This window comes from Marinomonas vaga, from assembly GCF_055388305.1.
The window spans coordinates 2038677-2054389 of record NZ_AP043903.1 but is presented as its reverse complement, the minus strand read 5'-3'; the positions used below and the strand labels follow the sequence as shown (position 1 = coordinate 2054389).

The 15713-nt window shown below is 46.3% G+C and carries 19 protein-coding genes; 7 read left to right on the top strand and 12 right to left on the bottom strand.

Going from position 1 to position 15713, the window contains the following annotated elements; all coding sequences use genetic code 11:
* Positions 1-492 (top strand): DTW domain-containing protein, encoded by a 492-nt coding sequence (locus tag ACZ5DR_RS09630; RefSeq protein ID WP_377368166.1) that lies wholly within the window; start codon positions 1-3, stop codon positions 490-492.
* Here ACZ5DR_RS09630 and ACZ5DR_RS09625 read toward each other — a convergent pair.
* The 3 genes from ACZ5DR_RS09625 to ACZ5DR_RS09615 form a co-directional block, all read right to left on the bottom strand.
* On the bottom strand, positions 475-1179 hold the full coding sequence (locus ACZ5DR_RS09625) for a fumarylacetoacetate hydrolase family protein (protein WP_377368168.1): 705 nt from the start codon (positions 1177-1179) through the stop codon (positions 475-477). The genes ACZ5DR_RS09630 and ACZ5DR_RS09625 overlap by 18 nt on opposite strands.
* 20 nt (positions 1180-1199) lie before the next feature.
* A complete protein-coding gene (locus ACZ5DR_RS09620; protein ID WP_377368170.1) occupies positions 1200-1835 on the bottom strand; it encodes a cupin domain-containing protein in 636 nt (211 codons plus the stop codon).
* Between the two features lie 235 nt (positions 1836-2070).
* Positions 2071-3006 carry a porin gene (locus ACZ5DR_RS09615; protein ID WP_377368172.1) on the bottom strand — a complete coding sequence of 312 codons (936 nt, stop codon included), beginning with the start codon at positions 3004-3006 and terminating at the stop codon, positions 2071-2073.
* Positions 3007-3490: 484 nt separating this feature from the next.
* On the opposite strand from ACZ5DR_RS09615, the gene ACZ5DR_RS09610 reads away from it, so the two are divergent.
* Positions 3491-4252, top strand: coding sequence for a sulfite exporter TauE/SafE family protein (locus ACZ5DR_RS09610; RefSeq protein WP_377368174.1), 762 nt, complete (start codon positions 3491-3493; stop codon positions 4250-4252).
* 62 nt (positions 4253-4314) lie between these two features.
* Here ACZ5DR_RS09610 and ACZ5DR_RS09605 read toward each other — a convergent pair whose 3' ends face one another.
* On the bottom strand, positions 4315-4524 hold the full coding sequence (locus ACZ5DR_RS09605) for a cold-shock protein (protein ID WP_377368176.1): 210 nt from the start codon (positions 4522-4524) through the stop codon (positions 4315-4317).
* 337 nt (positions 4525-4861) lie between these two features.
* Between ACZ5DR_RS09605 and ACZ5DR_RS09600 the strand changes: the two genes are divergently transcribed.
* A complete protein-coding gene (locus ACZ5DR_RS09600) occupies positions 4862-5866 on the top strand; it encodes a 2-hydroxyacid dehydrogenase (protein WP_377368178.1) in 1005 nt (334 codons plus the stop codon).
* Between the two features lie 7 nt (positions 5867-5873).
* Here ACZ5DR_RS09600 and ACZ5DR_RS09595 read toward each other — a convergent pair whose 3' ends face one another.
* The gene (locus ACZ5DR_RS09595; RefSeq protein ID WP_464543915.1) at positions 5874-6239 is read right to left on the bottom strand and encodes a GFA family protein; all 366 of its coding nucleotides are present in this window, start codon (positions 6237-6239) and stop codon (positions 5874-5876) included.
* Between the two features lie 196 nt (positions 6240-6435).
* Between ACZ5DR_RS09595 and ACZ5DR_RS09590 the strand changes: the two genes are divergently transcribed.
* Positions 6436-7392: a LysR family transcriptional regulator gene (locus ACZ5DR_RS09590; protein WP_377368182.1), complete on the top strand. Its 957-nt coding sequence runs from the start codon at positions 6436-6438 to the stop codon at positions 7390-7392.
* A 9-nt stretch (positions 7393-7401) separates the two neighbouring features.
* Positions 7402-7794: an SMU1112c/YaeR family gloxylase I-like metalloprotein gene (gene gloA2, locus ACZ5DR_RS09585; RefSeq protein WP_377368184.1), complete on the top strand. Its 393-nt coding sequence runs from the start codon at positions 7402-7404 to the stop codon at positions 7792-7794.
* A 41-nt stretch (positions 7795-7835) separates the two neighbouring features.
* Here the strand turns inward: gloA2 and ACZ5DR_RS09580 are convergent, their stop codons facing one another.
* Together ACZ5DR_RS09580 and grxD are read right to left on the bottom strand one after the other, a co-directional pair.
* Complete coding sequence (locus ACZ5DR_RS09580; RefSeq protein WP_377368186.1) at positions 7836-8459, bottom strand: peroxiredoxin; 624 nt, start codon at positions 8457-8459, stop codon at positions 7836-7838.
* 80 nt (positions 8460-8539) lie between these two features.
* A complete protein-coding gene (gene grxD, locus ACZ5DR_RS09575) occupies positions 8540-8866 on the bottom strand; it encodes a Grx4 family monothiol glutaredoxin (RefSeq protein WP_377368188.1) in 327 nt (108 codons plus the stop codon).
* Positions 8867-9068: 202 nt separating this feature from the next.
* Between grxD and argF the strand changes: the two genes are divergently transcribed.
* Positions 9069-9974, top strand: coding sequence for an ornithine carbamoyltransferase (argF, locus tag ACZ5DR_RS09570; protein ID WP_377368190.1), 906 nt, complete (start codon positions 9069-9071; stop codon positions 9972-9974).
* Positions 9975-10065: 91 nt separating this feature from the next.
* The gene (locus tag ACZ5DR_RS09565; RefSeq protein ID WP_452600461.1) at positions 10066-10992 is read left to right on the top strand and encodes a LysR family transcriptional regulator; all 927 of its coding nucleotides are present in this window, start codon (positions 10066-10068) and stop codon (positions 10990-10992) included.
* Between the two features lie 23 nt (positions 10993-11015).
* Here the strand turns inward: ACZ5DR_RS09565 and ACZ5DR_RS09560 are convergent, their stop codons facing one another.
* Genes ACZ5DR_RS09560 through ACZ5DR_RS09540 form a run of 5 tightly spaced genes read right to left on the bottom strand, consistent with a single transcriptional unit; the run spans position 11016 to position 15700 of the window.
* Entirely contained in the window at positions 11016-11618 is a 603-nt protein-coding gene (locus ACZ5DR_RS09560; protein ID WP_377368192.1) for an ABC transporter ATP-binding protein, read from the bottom strand.
* Positions 11596-12375, bottom strand: coding sequence for an ATP-binding cassette domain-containing protein (locus ACZ5DR_RS09555; protein WP_377368195.1), 780 nt, complete (start codon positions 12373-12375; stop codon positions 11596-11598). The genes ACZ5DR_RS09560 and ACZ5DR_RS09555 overlap by 23 nt, the downstream gene beginning before the upstream one ends.
* Positions 12369-13181, bottom strand: a complete 813-nt coding sequence (locus ACZ5DR_RS09550) for an ABC transporter permease (protein ID WP_377368197.1) — start codon at positions 13179-13181, stop codon at positions 12369-12371. The genes ACZ5DR_RS09555 and ACZ5DR_RS09550 overlap by 7 nt, the downstream gene beginning before the upstream one ends.
* The gene (locus tag ACZ5DR_RS09545) at positions 13178-14140 is read right to left on the bottom strand and encodes an ABC transporter permease (protein WP_377368199.1); all 963 of its coding nucleotides are present in this window, start codon (positions 14138-14140) and stop codon (positions 13178-13180) included. The genes ACZ5DR_RS09550 and ACZ5DR_RS09545 overlap by 4 nt, the downstream gene beginning before the upstream one ends.
* A complete protein-coding gene (locus ACZ5DR_RS09540; protein WP_377368201.1) occupies positions 14141-15700 on the bottom strand; it encodes an ABC transporter substrate-binding protein in 1560 nt (519 codons plus the stop codon). It lies immediately after the preceding gene.
* Positions 15701-15713 lie beyond the last annotated feature (13 nt).

The following is a 15713-nucleotide window of genomic DNA, read 5'->3' as shown; positions in this document are numbered from 1 at the left end:
ATGCATATCTGGTTACTGACACATTCCGAAGAATTAAAGAAGGCAAATGGCACTGGGGCAGTCGTCTTAGAGACCTACGCTAAACATTGCACGCGCCTGATCTGGGAGCGAACACAACCAGCGATCGAGCTCGTAAATTTACCCCTTCACAACACCTACCTCATCTACCCCAAATCAGATCAAGAACAGACGGTTGAACAAGACCTCACTTGCCCACAAGGGCAGATAGAGAACCTCATTATTTTAGATGGCACCTGGCAGCAGGCTCGTAAAATGTACAACCGAAGCCCCTATTTACATACATTCCAAAAATATGAAATTAACGGAGAGAACTCGATCTTTAAGCGGCGCAAAAACCAAGTTGAGGGTGGCTTATGCACAGCGGAAACCGCTGCGCATCTATTAAAAGTCTTTGGAGAACAAGACGCAGGAGAGAGGATTTACCAAGCGTTTCTAAGTTTTAATGAGAAGCTCCTAAACCACAGTCAGTGAAATTGAGCCAACCCCCTCAACAACTGCATCCATCTTGTCACCTCGTCGAACTGGGCCTACATTCTCAGGGGTTCCTGTCATAATCAAATCCCCTGGGCGCAACTCGAACTGCTCTGAAAGCTTCACAATCACCTCGGCAATATCCCATGTCAGATGGGTGAGGTTACTCTGCTGCATGGTCTCACCATTTACCTTAAGCAGTACCTCTGCCTCAGCCATCAAAGGAGCATCATATCTAGGGACAATTGGCGACAAGGGCGCACTGTTACTAAACGCCTTACCAGACTCCCATGGACGACCTTTTTTCTTAGCCGCCCCCTGAAGATCACGACGAGTCATATCCAAACCAACACTGTAACCAAATACAGCAGCTTTGGCCTGCTCTAAGGTTAAATTAGAGCCGCCAGATTTCAGGGCGACCACTAATTCGACTTCATATTCAAACTGCTCAGTAGAAGTTGGGTAAGGCAATTCCGACGCTTTATCAAAGGCGACCGGTAAGACACAGGTACGATCCTTACAAAAGAAGAATGGCAGATCACGAGTCGGATCATCCCCCATTTCTCGAGCATGCGCGGCATAATTTCGACCGACACAGTAGATTCTTCGCACCGGAAAATACTGATCAGTACCAACAACAGGCAACACCACTTCAGGCTCTGGGGAAACAACATAATCCAACGACATACAACCTCCAAAAAACTCGCTTAGAAATGACCTGTTTTTAGCCACAAGGTCACACTTGATTCCACTTTGAATTGCTCCCAGTCTACCACAGGGGTCCGTAACCAACTTAAAGCAGGCAGAGGCTTACCTAAATACTCAACATTCCCTTCAAGAATCAAGATTTCAGCGGCGCCTTTTACCCTAGCAGCCATTTTATCAAGAGATTGACCATTAATGTGTATGAGACACACTTGCTCATTTTCAAACCGATGCAACCAAATAGGCTCGTCAAGAACTAAAGGAGCTGAGCTGGATTCCACCAAAACATGCTCTTGGTCAGTCGGCAAAAACTGATGGAGTTTTACAAACAACACACACCCATTTTCACTGAACGGAGCATGGCTGGACCCAGGAGGATTTCGAAAATAGGTGCCGGCAGGATAATGACCATTTTCATCAGAAAACACCCCATCAAGGACCAATATTTCTTCACCTAATGGGTGCGGATGAGGACGAAACACCGAGCCGGGAGCATACCGAACAATACTGGTCGCATGGCCACGTTCAGCCCCTTCACGAGCCAAAGGCTTTCGCTCAACACCTACCATAGGGCTGGGTTGCCAAGACTCTAATTGCAGGTCAATCATCACTGAATCTGAGAAATCCATATTCAACATGGTCAACTACTTTGGTTAATTTATGATCTCCAAAGTCTATATGCTGACCTTTCCTATAATCAATGACTATTTCTTGACATAAAAAAAGGCACTGGGGAAAACCCCAGTGCCTATAAATGTCCCAATTAGTCTATCTCCGAACAGAAATGCCGCATGGAACCTTGAATGACCTCATTTAACGTAAGGCTCCGGATAGGAGCCTTAGAGTAAATGCACTCAAGCAATCACTAAATTCTTAGAACAAGTAAGTTGCACCAGTCGCAACAACTTGGTCTTCATCAGCATCTTGCTGCGCGTATTCTGCATACACATACATGTTAGATGCTAGGTTGTAAGTCGCGCCGATACCGTAGTCATCGTAGTCGTCTTCACCAGCTACATCAGATTCCACCATTTGGTAAGAAGCGTATAGATCACCCATGCCGTATGCATAACGAGTGCTTAGACCAAAACGAGTTGCTTCGTCTTTGGTATCTTCGAACTTAGCACCGATAGATAGCGCTGGAGATACTTGCAAAGAAGCTGACAGACCGTAAGTAGGCTCTACGTTGCCACGAGTCGTATTGCGATCATCGTAACCAGCTGCCAAGGTTAGGGCGTCAACAGAGTACTTAAGTACAAGAGTCGCCGCGGTACCATTGTCAGAGCTTGTTGCATCTGTATCGTCAACACTGTCGTCTGCACTGCCTTTTACTTGAGCAGATGCATGAACTTCAAAACCGTTAAAAGAAGGAGAGAAGTATGCAATGGTATCGCCTTCGTCGGTTAGGCTGTTACCAGAGATACCAATGTACTCAAACTGGTCTAGACCATCTTGGATTGCATTGTTGTACACACTGTCAAACGAACCAACCTGCACCTTACCAAAGCCGCCTTTCAAACCAACGAAGGCTTGGTCAAGACCTAGATCAACGTCGCCATCTTTATCATCAGCGTCCGCTTCAAGCTCGTACTTGAAGAAACCTGTTAAGTCTTGAGAAATGGCAGTGCTACCTTGGAAACCAAATGTAGAACCATTATCAGTAAGCTCAGAACCATCATCATCAGAGTTTGCGTAAACAAGCTGGATATTACCGTACGTGTCAAACTTCGTCGTATCGTCCGCAGCAAAAGCCGTCATGGAAGAAGCCGCCACACTTGAAACTGCTAGAGCTACAAGAGTCTTTTTCATAAATTGGTTTCCTTTCAGTTAGTTCATTTCTTATAGAAATCGCTCGATACATGCAAGCAACTTACAGACACTGTAATATTCATTCATATTTAATCAATAGAGTGGCATTAACTTGCATTTTGCATCCTATATAAATGCACTATTAATCCAATTTCATTAAAGAAGACATATCCGAAACAGCCTCCATAAAATTAATATCTTTTAAAAATCAGACACTTACAATAAAACCCCAGAGAATCATTAAAAATTTAACATCTGTTTTATGCATGAAAGTAGAATTTTAACCCCATTTTATGCACAGATATCACTCAAAAACGGCCACCCAATACCCTTAAATAATATCTTTGCGCAATAAAGAACAAAAAAATGCAATATCGGCACTCAAACCCCGAAAAAAATGACACTGTCACGTACCTTTAAATTTACGACCAGCAAAAAAATGCAAACTCTGTTAGCCTTGCTTGCAAAAAATAAGGAGAGCATTTTGGACTACAGCACACTTTCCATACTGCTATTAGTGGGAACAGGATTCCTTGCAGGCATCATCAATACCCTCGCCGGAGGCGGCTCTAATCTAACCCTCCCCGCGCTCATGGTAATGGGACTACCAGCGGATGTTGCCAATGCCACCAATCGTGTGGGCGTTCTATTACAAGGGCTGGTTGGGGTCAGGGGATTTCATAAAGCCGGCCGCGTGGACACATCAGATTTTATTCCTGTGATGATCCCTACCGTTACGGGTGGCATTATTGGCGGGGCACTAGCGTCCTATGCTCCGGAATACATTTTGAAGCCTCTACTTCTAACCGCAATGCTCTCTATGACACTACTAATGCTAATTAAGCCCAGCGTCATCTCACCACCACCTGGAACCGTCCCCTATAAGGTCAAAGAACGCCCCAGGGCTTGGATTGCACTTTTTATCGCTGGAATATACGGAGGCTTTGTACAAGCAGGGGTCGGTTTTCTCTTGATTGCAGCCCTTGCTGGAACCCTGAGATACGACCTAGTTAGAACCAATGCTTTGAAAATGGTGTGTGCGGTAGGATTTACCAGTATCGCGCTCATTGTCTTCATTTGGAATGGACAAGTACTCTGGATACCTGGACTCATCTTAGCCTGCGGTACTATGGCGGGATCTATGGTGGCAGTAAGGTTTGCTATCAACGCAAACCCAAAACATCTGAAGTGGTTTCTATTTGTGATGACTCTGTGCGGCTGCATCGCAGCCTTAATCAGTGACTAGGAAGATTATAGGCAATAAAAAAGGCAGCCTAGGCTGCCTTCTTTTTAAACGTAAACTCTAAATTATAGAGGTTTAACGTTTTGAGCTTCAGGGCCTTTTTTGCCTTGAGCTACTTGGAATTCAACTTTTTGGCCTTCAGCAAGAGTTTTGAAGCCAGCAACGTCGATTGCAGAGAAGTGAACGAATACGTCTGGGCCTTGCTCTTGAGTGATGAAGCCAAAACCTTTAGTTTCGTTGAAAAATTTAACTGTACCAGTTACTACGTCTGACATAATGATATTCCTGTTTGAAATAAGTTATTTGTGATTGTATTGCTACAATCGGGCAGTGCTTAAAAAACTCGGTATTACTTATGACAAAACAGGACAAACCGTATTCTGGCCGCAAGCGACACTGTACATAAATAGCGCCAATTAATTAAACAATTTGATTGTAAGGCTGTTCTCAGTATGGGGTCAACTTAAACTCACACTTTTTTGTAACTTTATTAATAAGCTTTTTCAGAGGCTTATCCCACCTTCTTGCTCTGGATCAATACCTTGGTTTGATTAAGCTATTCTAATCACTATTCAAACCACAGCATGACCATATAGATTAAAGGAGAGCCCTATGAAAATCGCAGTTTTTTCATGCAAGCCCTATGACAAGCGCACCTTAAATAAAGCTGTGGAAACGTCTTCTGACCTGGAGTTGGTATACTTCGAAAGTAGGCTCAGCATGGAAACAGTCTCTCTAGCAGAAGGCTTTGACGGTGTCTCTTGCTTTGTAAATGATGACCTTTGTCGAGAGGTCATCAATCAGCTAGCTGCTTATAATATTCGTGCCATAGCGATGCGTTGTGCAGGGTATAATAATGTGGATTTATACTGCGCCAAAGCCCATAACATTCCCGTATTTCATGTGCCCGACTATAGTCCGACCTCTGTAGCCGAACATGCCGTTGCTTTAATTATGGCCCTCAACCGCAAAACCCATCGCGCTTACCACAGGGTTAAAGAGGGAAACTTCGCCCTCGAAGGGCTAATGGGGTTTAACTTAGAAGGCAAAACTGTCGGTTGCATCGGCACGGGGCGCATTGGCGCAGCATTTTGTAGAATAATGAATGGCTTCGGCTGCAACATTTTATGCTATGACATTTCTGAAAACCCCGACCTTCAAACACTGGGCGCTGAATATGTAGACCTTGCCACCCTATATAAAGAGAGTGACATTATTAGCTTACACTGCCCTCTCAATGCATCCACTCACCATTTAATTAACGACCAGTCTATCGCTCAAATGAAAGAAGGCGTCATGATCATCAACACCAGTCGCGGCGCATTGGTGAACGCTCAACAGGCCATCGACGGTCTCTATCAAGGTAAAATTGGCTATTTAGGATTGGATGTATACGAACAGGAAGGGGCTATTTTCTTTGAAGATATGTCCGATCACATTATCCACGACAGTGTGTTCCAACTACTTTTAACCTTTCCAAATGTCATTGTGACTGGGCACCAAGGCTACTTTACAGATACAGCCTTAGAACACATTGCTCAGACCACTCTTGATAACCTTAAACAAATGCAAAACACACCCCCTCAATACAAAAGAGAGTTGGCGCTATCCACCTAAAAGGTGGTTAGCCGTCTTTTTCAAACTGGGGTAAGTCATCATTTAAATGATACCAACAGGATTTTTCCGCCACATAAATATGCTTTTCTGGCTCGATATTTGGATCGCTGTCCATAACCCCGAGAGCAATATCAATATGGTTAGGGAAATCTTTGTTGTAGTAATAAATCGCGCAACCACAATCCTTACAAAAACCTCGACGTACCCGCTCCGAGGATGCATAGCGACGAATGCGTTTTTTGCCTGTTAGCCATACCACATCCTCTTTCATGCAGGTGCCATAGGCAGCCCCTCTTCCTCCATGACTTTTTCGGCATTGCTCACAATGACAAACACTTGCGCTGATAAAGGGGGATGCTATTTCAAACTCCACAGCTTTACATAAACAAGAGCCTTTCACGTTAGAAGATCCTCCAAAAAATTCTGCGCCATTATGCCAAACTAGTTGAATTACTCAATTAGAGCGCTAAAAAAACCTGCATATTAGTCATATAAGCGGTTGTACTTTGTCGCTAGGCGCATACACTTAATCCATCAGCATTATTCAAAATCAAGCCAACATAAAGCCGATGAATATAAATAAAATCGATCTTAACCTTTTAATTTATTTAGATGTCCTGTTACGTGAATGTAACGTGACCCGTTCCGCCAATAAATTAAACATCACTCAACCGGCCATGAGTAATGGCTTGAAGCGACTTCGGGATTTGCTTGGGGATCCCTTACTGGTGCGTACCAGTGAAGGTATGAAACCAACAGAAAAAGCCCTAAGACTTCAACCGATTGTGCGCAAAGTCCTCCTAGAACTGGAAGAAGCCCTTCAGCCTGAAGCCGACTTCAACGAAAAAACCTCCACCAGAGTTTTTCGTATCATGGCCAGTGACTATGCAGCATCTACAGTAATCCCGCGCCTGCTGAATCGGCTACGAGAAAATGCTCCCGGCATCACCATTGATATCATGACCCCAAGCGATGTTACCTTCCACGATGTTGAGGCTGGTAAAATTGATATGGCCATCAACCGCTTCGAGGAGCTTCCCCAATCGTTCCATGAAAAAAGCGTCTGGCATGACACATTTGTCTGCATGATGTCTGCCGACAACCCCATAGCCCAAAACTTTACCTTAGAAACCTATCTTGAAGCACAACACATTTGGGTCAGTAAAACTGGATTTGGTGTGGGCGTAGGCATGGACCCAACGGACGTCCAAAAACTAGGTTGGGTAGACGAGGCACTTCAACAACAAGGTCGAAAACGCAGTATTCGTGTGTTTACCCGTAGTTATCACACGGCTATGCACCTAGCCTTAGAGCAAGATCTCATCGCGACACTGCCACGCAAAGTAGCACTGATTAATCGTAACAATCCCGATTTCGTAATATTAGAGCCTCCGTTCACTATTCCACCGATTGAACTAAAGATGATTTGGAGCCCATTGTTACACCATGATGCCAGCCATATTTGGTTCCGTAAGCAAGTCATTGAACTAGCCAACGAACTGAAATCTCAAGGTGCACGCCTTTAAGGAATCATCATGACTCTAAATATTCAAGGCATCCACCATGTGGCCATCATTTGCTCAGATTATGAACGCTCGAAAGCTTTTTACACAGATATCTTAGGGCTGACCATTCTGTGTGAAACCTATCGTTCGGAGCGAAACTCCTACAAGTTGGATTTAAAAGTAGACTCTTCGACTCAAATAGAATTGTTTTCATTTCCGTCTGCCCCCATTCGCCCCTCTTACCCTGAAGCTCAGGGGCTGAGGCATTTAGCGTTTTCAGTCGCTAACCTTGAGGAGTCTGTGAACTCTCTAATCAGTCGCGGCATTGAAGTAGAAGCTATTCGGATGGACGAGCTCACCGGCAAACGCTTCACCTTTTTTGCCGATCCAGATGGACTTCCACTGGAACTTTATGAAGCATAAAAAAACGCGCCAATTGGCGCGTTTTTCTTAAATCTAACGAATTACAGCTTGCCGCCGTTTTCGCCTAGGTAAGATGCAACACCGTCAGGTGTGTTCACCATACCTTTATCACCTTTGTTCCAGCCAGCTGGACAAACTTGACCGTGCTCTTCGAAGAATTGAAGCGCATCAACGATACGAACTAGCTCATCCATGTTACGGCCAATCGGCTCATCGTTTACGATCTGAGAACGTACGAAACCTTTTTGGTCAATTACGAAAGATGCACGCATAGCAACGCCTGCTGGGTAGTAAGAATCGCCGCCTTCAGATTCAATACCGTATGCTTGCGCAATCGCGTGGTCCATATCACCTGCTAGAGTGTACTCCACCGCACCGATACCGCCTTCTTCAACAGGCGTGTTACGCCAAGCATTATGAGTAAAGTGTGAATCGATGGAAACGCCAATCACTTCTACACCCATCTCACGGAATTTTTCCATACGGTGAGACATAGCGATGATTTCAGAAGGACATACAAACGTGAAGTCCAATGGGTAAAAGAACACGATTGCGTACTTGCCCTTGATGGTTTCTGCAAGGTTGAAAGAATCAACGATTTGACCGTCAGCCAATACTGCTGGAGCAGTAAAATCAGGTGCTTTTTTACCAACTAAAATAGACATAATCTAAGTTCCTCTTAACTATACCTGTAATAAAACAAAGCCAAAAAACTTTGGCTCCATACTCTCGTCCTCAGACCAGCTTATTCCTCGGAAGGCGCCGCGTCCTTGATCAAACTTTGTAACTCACCGTTTGCAGCCATTTCTACAATGATGTCACAACCGCCCACTAACTCGCCGTTGACCCACAATTGTGGGAAAGTTGGCCAATTAGCGTATTTTGGTAGTTCCGCACGGATATCAGGATTTTCCAAAATGTTAACAAAAGCAAAACGCTCGCCACATGACATCAATGCCTGCACCGCTTGAGCAGAAAAACCACACTGAGGCATACGTGGGTTGCCCTTCATGTAAAGTAAAATCGGGTTGCCTGTAATTTGCTCTTTAATCGTTTCAATTGTGTTACTCACGATCGTAAACCTCTCATCCTGTCACAGCTAAATTTAAGCCATGAAATTGTGTGTATGTATGCGAGAAAGTATGGGGGTTAACGTATTTTTTACAACCCCATATATTGCAAATCCTTTGACAAATCCCCCTTTACTCAATGGCGGCAGTGTATTAAATTGGCCGATTCCCTAATCATTGGTTAACTTTTGACAGGAGCATACCGTGTCGCCGAGACATTTTTTGACTCTGAAAGACCTTTCGTCTGACGAGCTAAAGCAACTGCTTTCACGTGCAATTGAGCTGAAACGCATGCATCGTGAAGGTACTGAATACCAACCTTTAAAAAACAAAGTTCTTGCGATGATTTTCGAAAAATCATCTACCCGAACACGTGTTTCCTTTGAAGCTGGTATGGCTCAATTTGGCGGACACGCGTTATTCCTTTCCCCACGAGACACTCAACTAGGCCGAGGGGAACCCGTTGAGGACAGCGCACGTGTCATTTCCAGCATGGTCGATGCGGTCATGATCCGTACTTTTGACCACGGAATGGTTGAAACCTTTGCGGCAAACTCCTCAGTCCCTGTTATCAATGCGCTGACCGACGACTTCCACCCATGCCAGCTGCTAGCTGACATGCAAACTTACTTAGAACATCGCGGCTCTATTGAGGGCAAAAAAGTCGTTTGGGTTGGTGATGGCAACAACATGTGTCAGTCCTATATTAATGCGGCGGCACTATTAAACTTCAAACTTGTGGTCGCTTGCCCGAAAGGTTACGAGCCCACACCTGAAATCCTCGCAGAGAATGCAGACTACGTTACCGTGGTAAACAGCGCCCAAGAGGCAGCAAAAGATGCTGACCTAGTGGTCACCGACGTGTTCGCTTCCATGGGACAGGAAGATGAACAGGACCTACGCCTCAAAGATTTTGCAGGCTTCCAAGTCAACCAAGCCATCATGGACCTAGCGAAGCCAGATGCTTTATTTATGCACTGCTTGCCTGCCCACCGAGGCGAGGAAGTCACCAGTGAAGTCATTGACCACCCAGACTCTGTGGTATGGGATGAAGCAGAGAATCGTCTACACGCTCAAAAAGCATTACTTGAATTTTTGATCTGTAACTAAGACAATCTCGTAAGGCTCGTTGTAGGAAGCAACTACACGGGCCTTTTTTGCACCCATAGAAATGAAAATCGTTCACAAAACAGAGATTCCCATGAGCATCATTGAAGTTAGGCACTTAAAAACACTCACCGCCCTGCGCGAGACTGGCAGTCTCGTGGAAGCTGCAGAGCGAGTACACCTAACTCAATCAGCCCTATCTCACCAACTTAAAGACCTAGAAGAAAAACTTGGATGTCCTCTCTTTATTCGCAAAACTAAACCAGTACGCTTTACCAGTGCTGGATTGCGACTGTTACAATTAGCGGACGACGTTTTACTGTCTTTTCGCTCTGCCCAGCGCGACATCCAACGCTTTGCAGAAGGTGAAAGTGGACGCTTACACATCGCCATCGAGTGCCACAGCTGTTATGAATGGCTAATGCCCACCATTGATCATTTCCGTGAACACTGGCCAGACGTAGAGCTAGATCTCTCTACCGCATTCAGCTTTATGCCTTTACCTGCTCTAGCGCGTGGCGACTTAGACCTAGTGGTCACCTCTGACCCTCAAGACTTACCTAATATTGAATACATTCCATTGTTTCAATATGAATCTCAAGTCGCCTTATCGAGACACCATCCCTTGGCAAAGAAAGAGTTTTTAGTACCGGACGACTTCAAAAACGAAACGCTTATTACCTACCCTGTGGAGTCGGAGCGTCTAGATATTTTTAAACACTTTTTAACGCCTGTCGGCGTTTCTCCAGCCAAGATTCGCCATAGCGAGCTGACGCTCATGATGATGCAATTGGTTGCGAGTGGTCGTGGGGTCTGCTGCTTGCCAAATTGGGCTCTGACGGAATACACCAACCGCCAATATGTGATTACCAAGTCCCTAGGGGAAGAAGGGGTATGGTGTAAGCTGTATTTGGCGATCCGCAAGGATCAAAGAGACAATGCTTACATGGACGACTTAATCAGCACCGCCTCGAAAACCTGCTTTAAAAACCTACGGGGCATTCTATCCCCAGACCTTTAATCAAGCTTACTTATCGGTCACTTTTAGCCGATCTGGATAATGGACGAGCAAACTCTAGTGAGCAAAGCTTTGTCATGACTAATGACAAGCACACCGATACTCTCTTGCTCTGCAATACGTTTTAATGTTTGCCAAAGCTGCGCCTGCGAAATGGGATCCAGAGAAGCGGAGATTTCATCTGCTATCAGAAATCTAGGTTTGCCTGACAAAGCACGCAAAACAGAAACCCTCTGTAATTGCCCTCCAGAAAGCTCATGGGGATATCGTTTTAGCCAGTCCGACGCCACACCAATGCAGTCGGCTAGCTCCCTGGATGGCACCATGGCCTCCGATACAATTTGTTCCACACGCCAACGGGGATTCATTGCCAATTGAGGGTTTTGATGAAGATATTGAACTGGATGAAACCCTTTACTCGGAACAGTTCTACCGTCCACATTTACGACACCTGTGGCGGGTTTATGTAACCCTGCAAGGGTTCGTCCAAAGGTGGTCTTCCCTGCGCCCGATGGCCCATACACCCCAACAAACTCACCAGACTGTAAGCGCAAGGACACATTTTCAAACAATGGATGATCAAAACCCGCCGATAAATTCACCGCTTCAAGCATAAGAATAAAACTCATTTTGTGGCAGCGCCTGCCACAAGGCTCGAGCATGTTCAGACTGCAAATCTATACCCGATCCACTGAAATCATCCGCTCGCTCTATGCCTAACAAACGTCCCTGATCCAAAATCACAACCCGATCAACCAATGGTAATACTGCGCTGAGATCATGGGTGATAAGCAGCACTGACCGCTCTCCAGAGGCCTGATCACGGAGCCGTTTTAAAATTCGGTCACGATTGTCAGGATCAAGCCCCACCGTAGGTTCATCAGCAACCAATAGGTTAGGTGAACCTACCAGTGATAGGGCCATTAGAACACGTCGCGCCATGCCTCCAGAAAGCTCACTTGGAAAGCGATCAGCAACCTCTGGGGATAGCCCAACATCGAGCAACTGAGCGACAGGGTCGACTTTATCATTGCCTGCGCGACGCCCTGACCAACGAATCTGAGCACCTACTTTCGCCAGAGGATCAAGGTGACCTATGTCTTGGGGCATCAAAGCAATCTGCTTACCTCTCAGCCCTTTTGGGTAGTCATTCATAAGGGATGCTCCCTTAAACATCATTTCCCCTTTCAAATTGGCATTAGGCGGAAGCAAACCCAGAATGGCATGAGCCAACAAACTTTTCCCAGCACCAGAAGTACCTACCACAGCCACAAGCTCCCCTGGAGCAACAGTGAAGCTTAGAGCAGAGAGACGTTCAACTTGCTCACGGCGGATAAGTCCCCCATAACGATGAAAACTCAGGGATAAATTGGACAGGGTTAGCATTGGGCCTCCCTTGGGGTAAATAAACGTCGGCTGGCGCTACCAAGAGCTTCAAAAGCCAGCACTAATAGCACCAGCATCACACCAGGAAACAAAGCCAACCACCAGCGACCAGCACTGATGTGCCTCATGGATTCCGACAACATGACACCAATAGCAGGACGGGAAGGTTCCAACCCGAAGCCTAAAAATGTTAGACCTGCTTCATGCAAAATAGCATGGGGAAACATCAACAATGCCCCAACTAAAATATGAGGCAGCAAATGCGGCAAGATGTGATGCCTTGCAATAAACCACGGCGACTTCCCCAAGGCACGGGAGGTTTGAACATAGGCTGTGGCTTGAACTTCTCGCAATTCGATTCGTAAAATACGGGCAAGACGGGGCCAGTGACTAATGGCCACAGCCAAGATCACCGCTGAGGTGCCGCCACCTAAAGCGAAAGACAATAGAATAAGCAGCATCAGGTGCGGCATAGACAACATCCCATCAATCAGAAACGTTACCACGCGATCCGCACGATCACCAAAAGCCGCCCCTAAAGCCACCAAGGTTGAAATGAATACTGACAGACTTGCCGCGAGCAGCCCAACCCAAAGACTCAAAGCCAAACCATGTAGTGAACGGGCCAACAGATCACGCCCCATTTGATCGGTACCAAAAGGGTGAGCCCAACTAGGTGACTGTAAACGACTCAAAAAATCCGCTCGAATCCCAGTCTCTCCAATAAGAGCCGCCGCAAGCAACACAATCAGTATCAAGGATAATGCCATTCCGCCGCGATACAGAGCACTTAGACGACCATTCATAGGGACCTCGCACGAGGATCGATGACACCTTGTAAACGGTCGGCACAAAAATTAGCTGTCGAAACTATAAGAGTGGTTAACAAGGCGATGGCTAACAGCAAAGGTACATCTCCCTTTAAACCTGCCTCAACCGTGGCTCGACCTAACCCAGGCCAAGCAAACACCTGCTCAGCCAAGATAGAGCCGCCAAATATCTCACCACTTGCTGCCATCATCGCCGCCAAAGCAGGTAGTGCCGCATTTCGTAACCCGTGGCGTAAAACGATATCAAATAAAGACGCGCCCTGTGCTCGCGCTAACAGCACATAATCTGACTGCAGCACTTCAATCATCTTAACTCGAGTATGCAGGGCAATAGAGGACACCCCAAGGGTAGTTAAAACAATCAGAGGCAAGGCAAGGTGCGCCAGTCGCTCCCCAAAAGTCACCTGATCGGGAGGCACACCAATCGGGCCAGAACAACAAATAGGCGCCCAACCAAGCCATACGGACACCCCGACAATCGCCAGAATCGCCAGCCAAAAAGTCGGTGTACCAGCCAAAACATAACACCACAGGCGTATCATTCGATCGATCCAAGTCCCGGCAAAAGAAGCCGCTAATACGCCCAATATAAAGCCAACAATGCCTGATAGCAGCCATGCCAGACCAGTCAACGCTAAAGACGCGCCAATGCGATCCCCCATGACTTCCGCCACAGACATATTATAAGTGGTACTAAATCCCAGATCCCCTGAGACAAGCTGCCCTGCCCAGACTAAAAATTGTTCGGCCACGGGACGATCGAGTCCCCAAGCGGCCTCAATTTGCGCTTTTTGCTCCGGCCCAACTTTGGAAACCGCCACCCCAAGATAAGCATCCACTGGATCAATCGGCGACAATTTCATCAATAGAAAAACCACCAAAGCCACAGTGACAAGTAATATCAGTTGCCGGGTAAAAAGACGCAATATAGACATTTACTGGCAAGTCCAACGCCAGTCTGCGATGGTCGCAGTGACAGGCCAACCATGGCCATGGGGTTCAATTTGGGTTTTGCCCAAATCAAGACATTCATCAATAAAATAAACATGATCTAGGTTCACTAGCCAAACCCAAGCGTTATCCCCTTTAAACCCAAAGTGCTTGGCTGACTCAGACCAATGGTCGTAAGAGGCCTCAACTGTTTTCGCAGCTTGAGCTTGAGCAAAAAGTTTATCTACCTGGGAGTTTTCATAGTAGCTGGGGTTAGAATAGCCTACTCCGCCCAGCTCTGATGCATAGATACCATAAAGCTGATAAGGAGAATGACTGCCAAATCCAAAAACCACAGGTTCAGAATGCATCACCCGTTGAATGGCGTCCCAGCTCCCTCCTACTGGAGTGGCTTCGATCCCAAGAGGACGTAGTAACTCTGCCACAGTTTCCGCTAAGGCCTGACGGGTTGCATCACTGGCGGGGTAATTAATTGGAAAGGCCGCTTTAACGCCATCTTTTATTCGCACACCGTCAGCCCCCATGAGCCAGCCTGCCTCATCCAATAGCTTCTGAGCCGCTTCTGGATCATGGGGCACCTGCACCTCTCCAGACCAAGGCAAAGCATCTGCAGGCCCATATCCTGGGGTACCATGGCCGTGTAACGCTACATAAACCACTAACTCACGGTCGATCCAGAGATTCATGGCCTTTCTAATGGCAAGATCTGAAGTGGCAGAATTGCCCACCTTGCGACCAGAAACACTCTCAGGGGAAGGAAATGGCATACTAAGCCCACGGTTATCAACCGTTTGAACGGCTTTCGGATAAAAACCTTCCGGTACGACATCCGCTAACTGGGCAGGCACTGATACCATTTGTACTACCCCAGCATTAGCCGCTGCCAAACCTGCATCTTCGCCAGTGAATAGAAAAGTAATCTGTTCAAACGCCGGAGCTTTGCCAAAGTAATAAGGATTTCGTTCAACGATTAGCTGTTGCCCCTCCTGCCAAGAGACCATTTGAAAAGGTCCTGAACCAATAGGATGACGCCCATATTCCGGCCCATAGGAAGCTTTAGGAACAATGCCCAAGGTAAAGAAAAAATCCACAAAGGTTATCCAAGGTTTAGTGAGTTCAATCTTTACCGTTTTTGTGTCTAGCGCCGTTGCTTCTTTCATTACCTGCAAATCCAATTGCCCTGCCGATGCTTTGGCATGGTTGAAAGTAAAAGCAACATCTTCAGCAGTCAGCTGAGAGCCATCAGAGAAGCGAACATCCTCCCGCAATGAGATGGTCCAAGTTAATCTATCATCTGAGAGTGTCCACTGTGTCGCTAGATTAGGCTGAGTTTTGAGATCCGCATCACGATTCAGTAAGGTCGATTGAAACAACGGATTACCATAACTTCCCCACCCTAGCAGTGGATCAAAACCGGTTTCAGGCTCACCACCAATGGCTAAGACAATACTTTTCGGTGTGGTTGGAGACTGGACATTTTGTGCAGAAGAAACAGAACTGATGACCGCAATCAAAGCGATGATGACACTGCTGGTGAATTTCATTATGAGCCGCCTA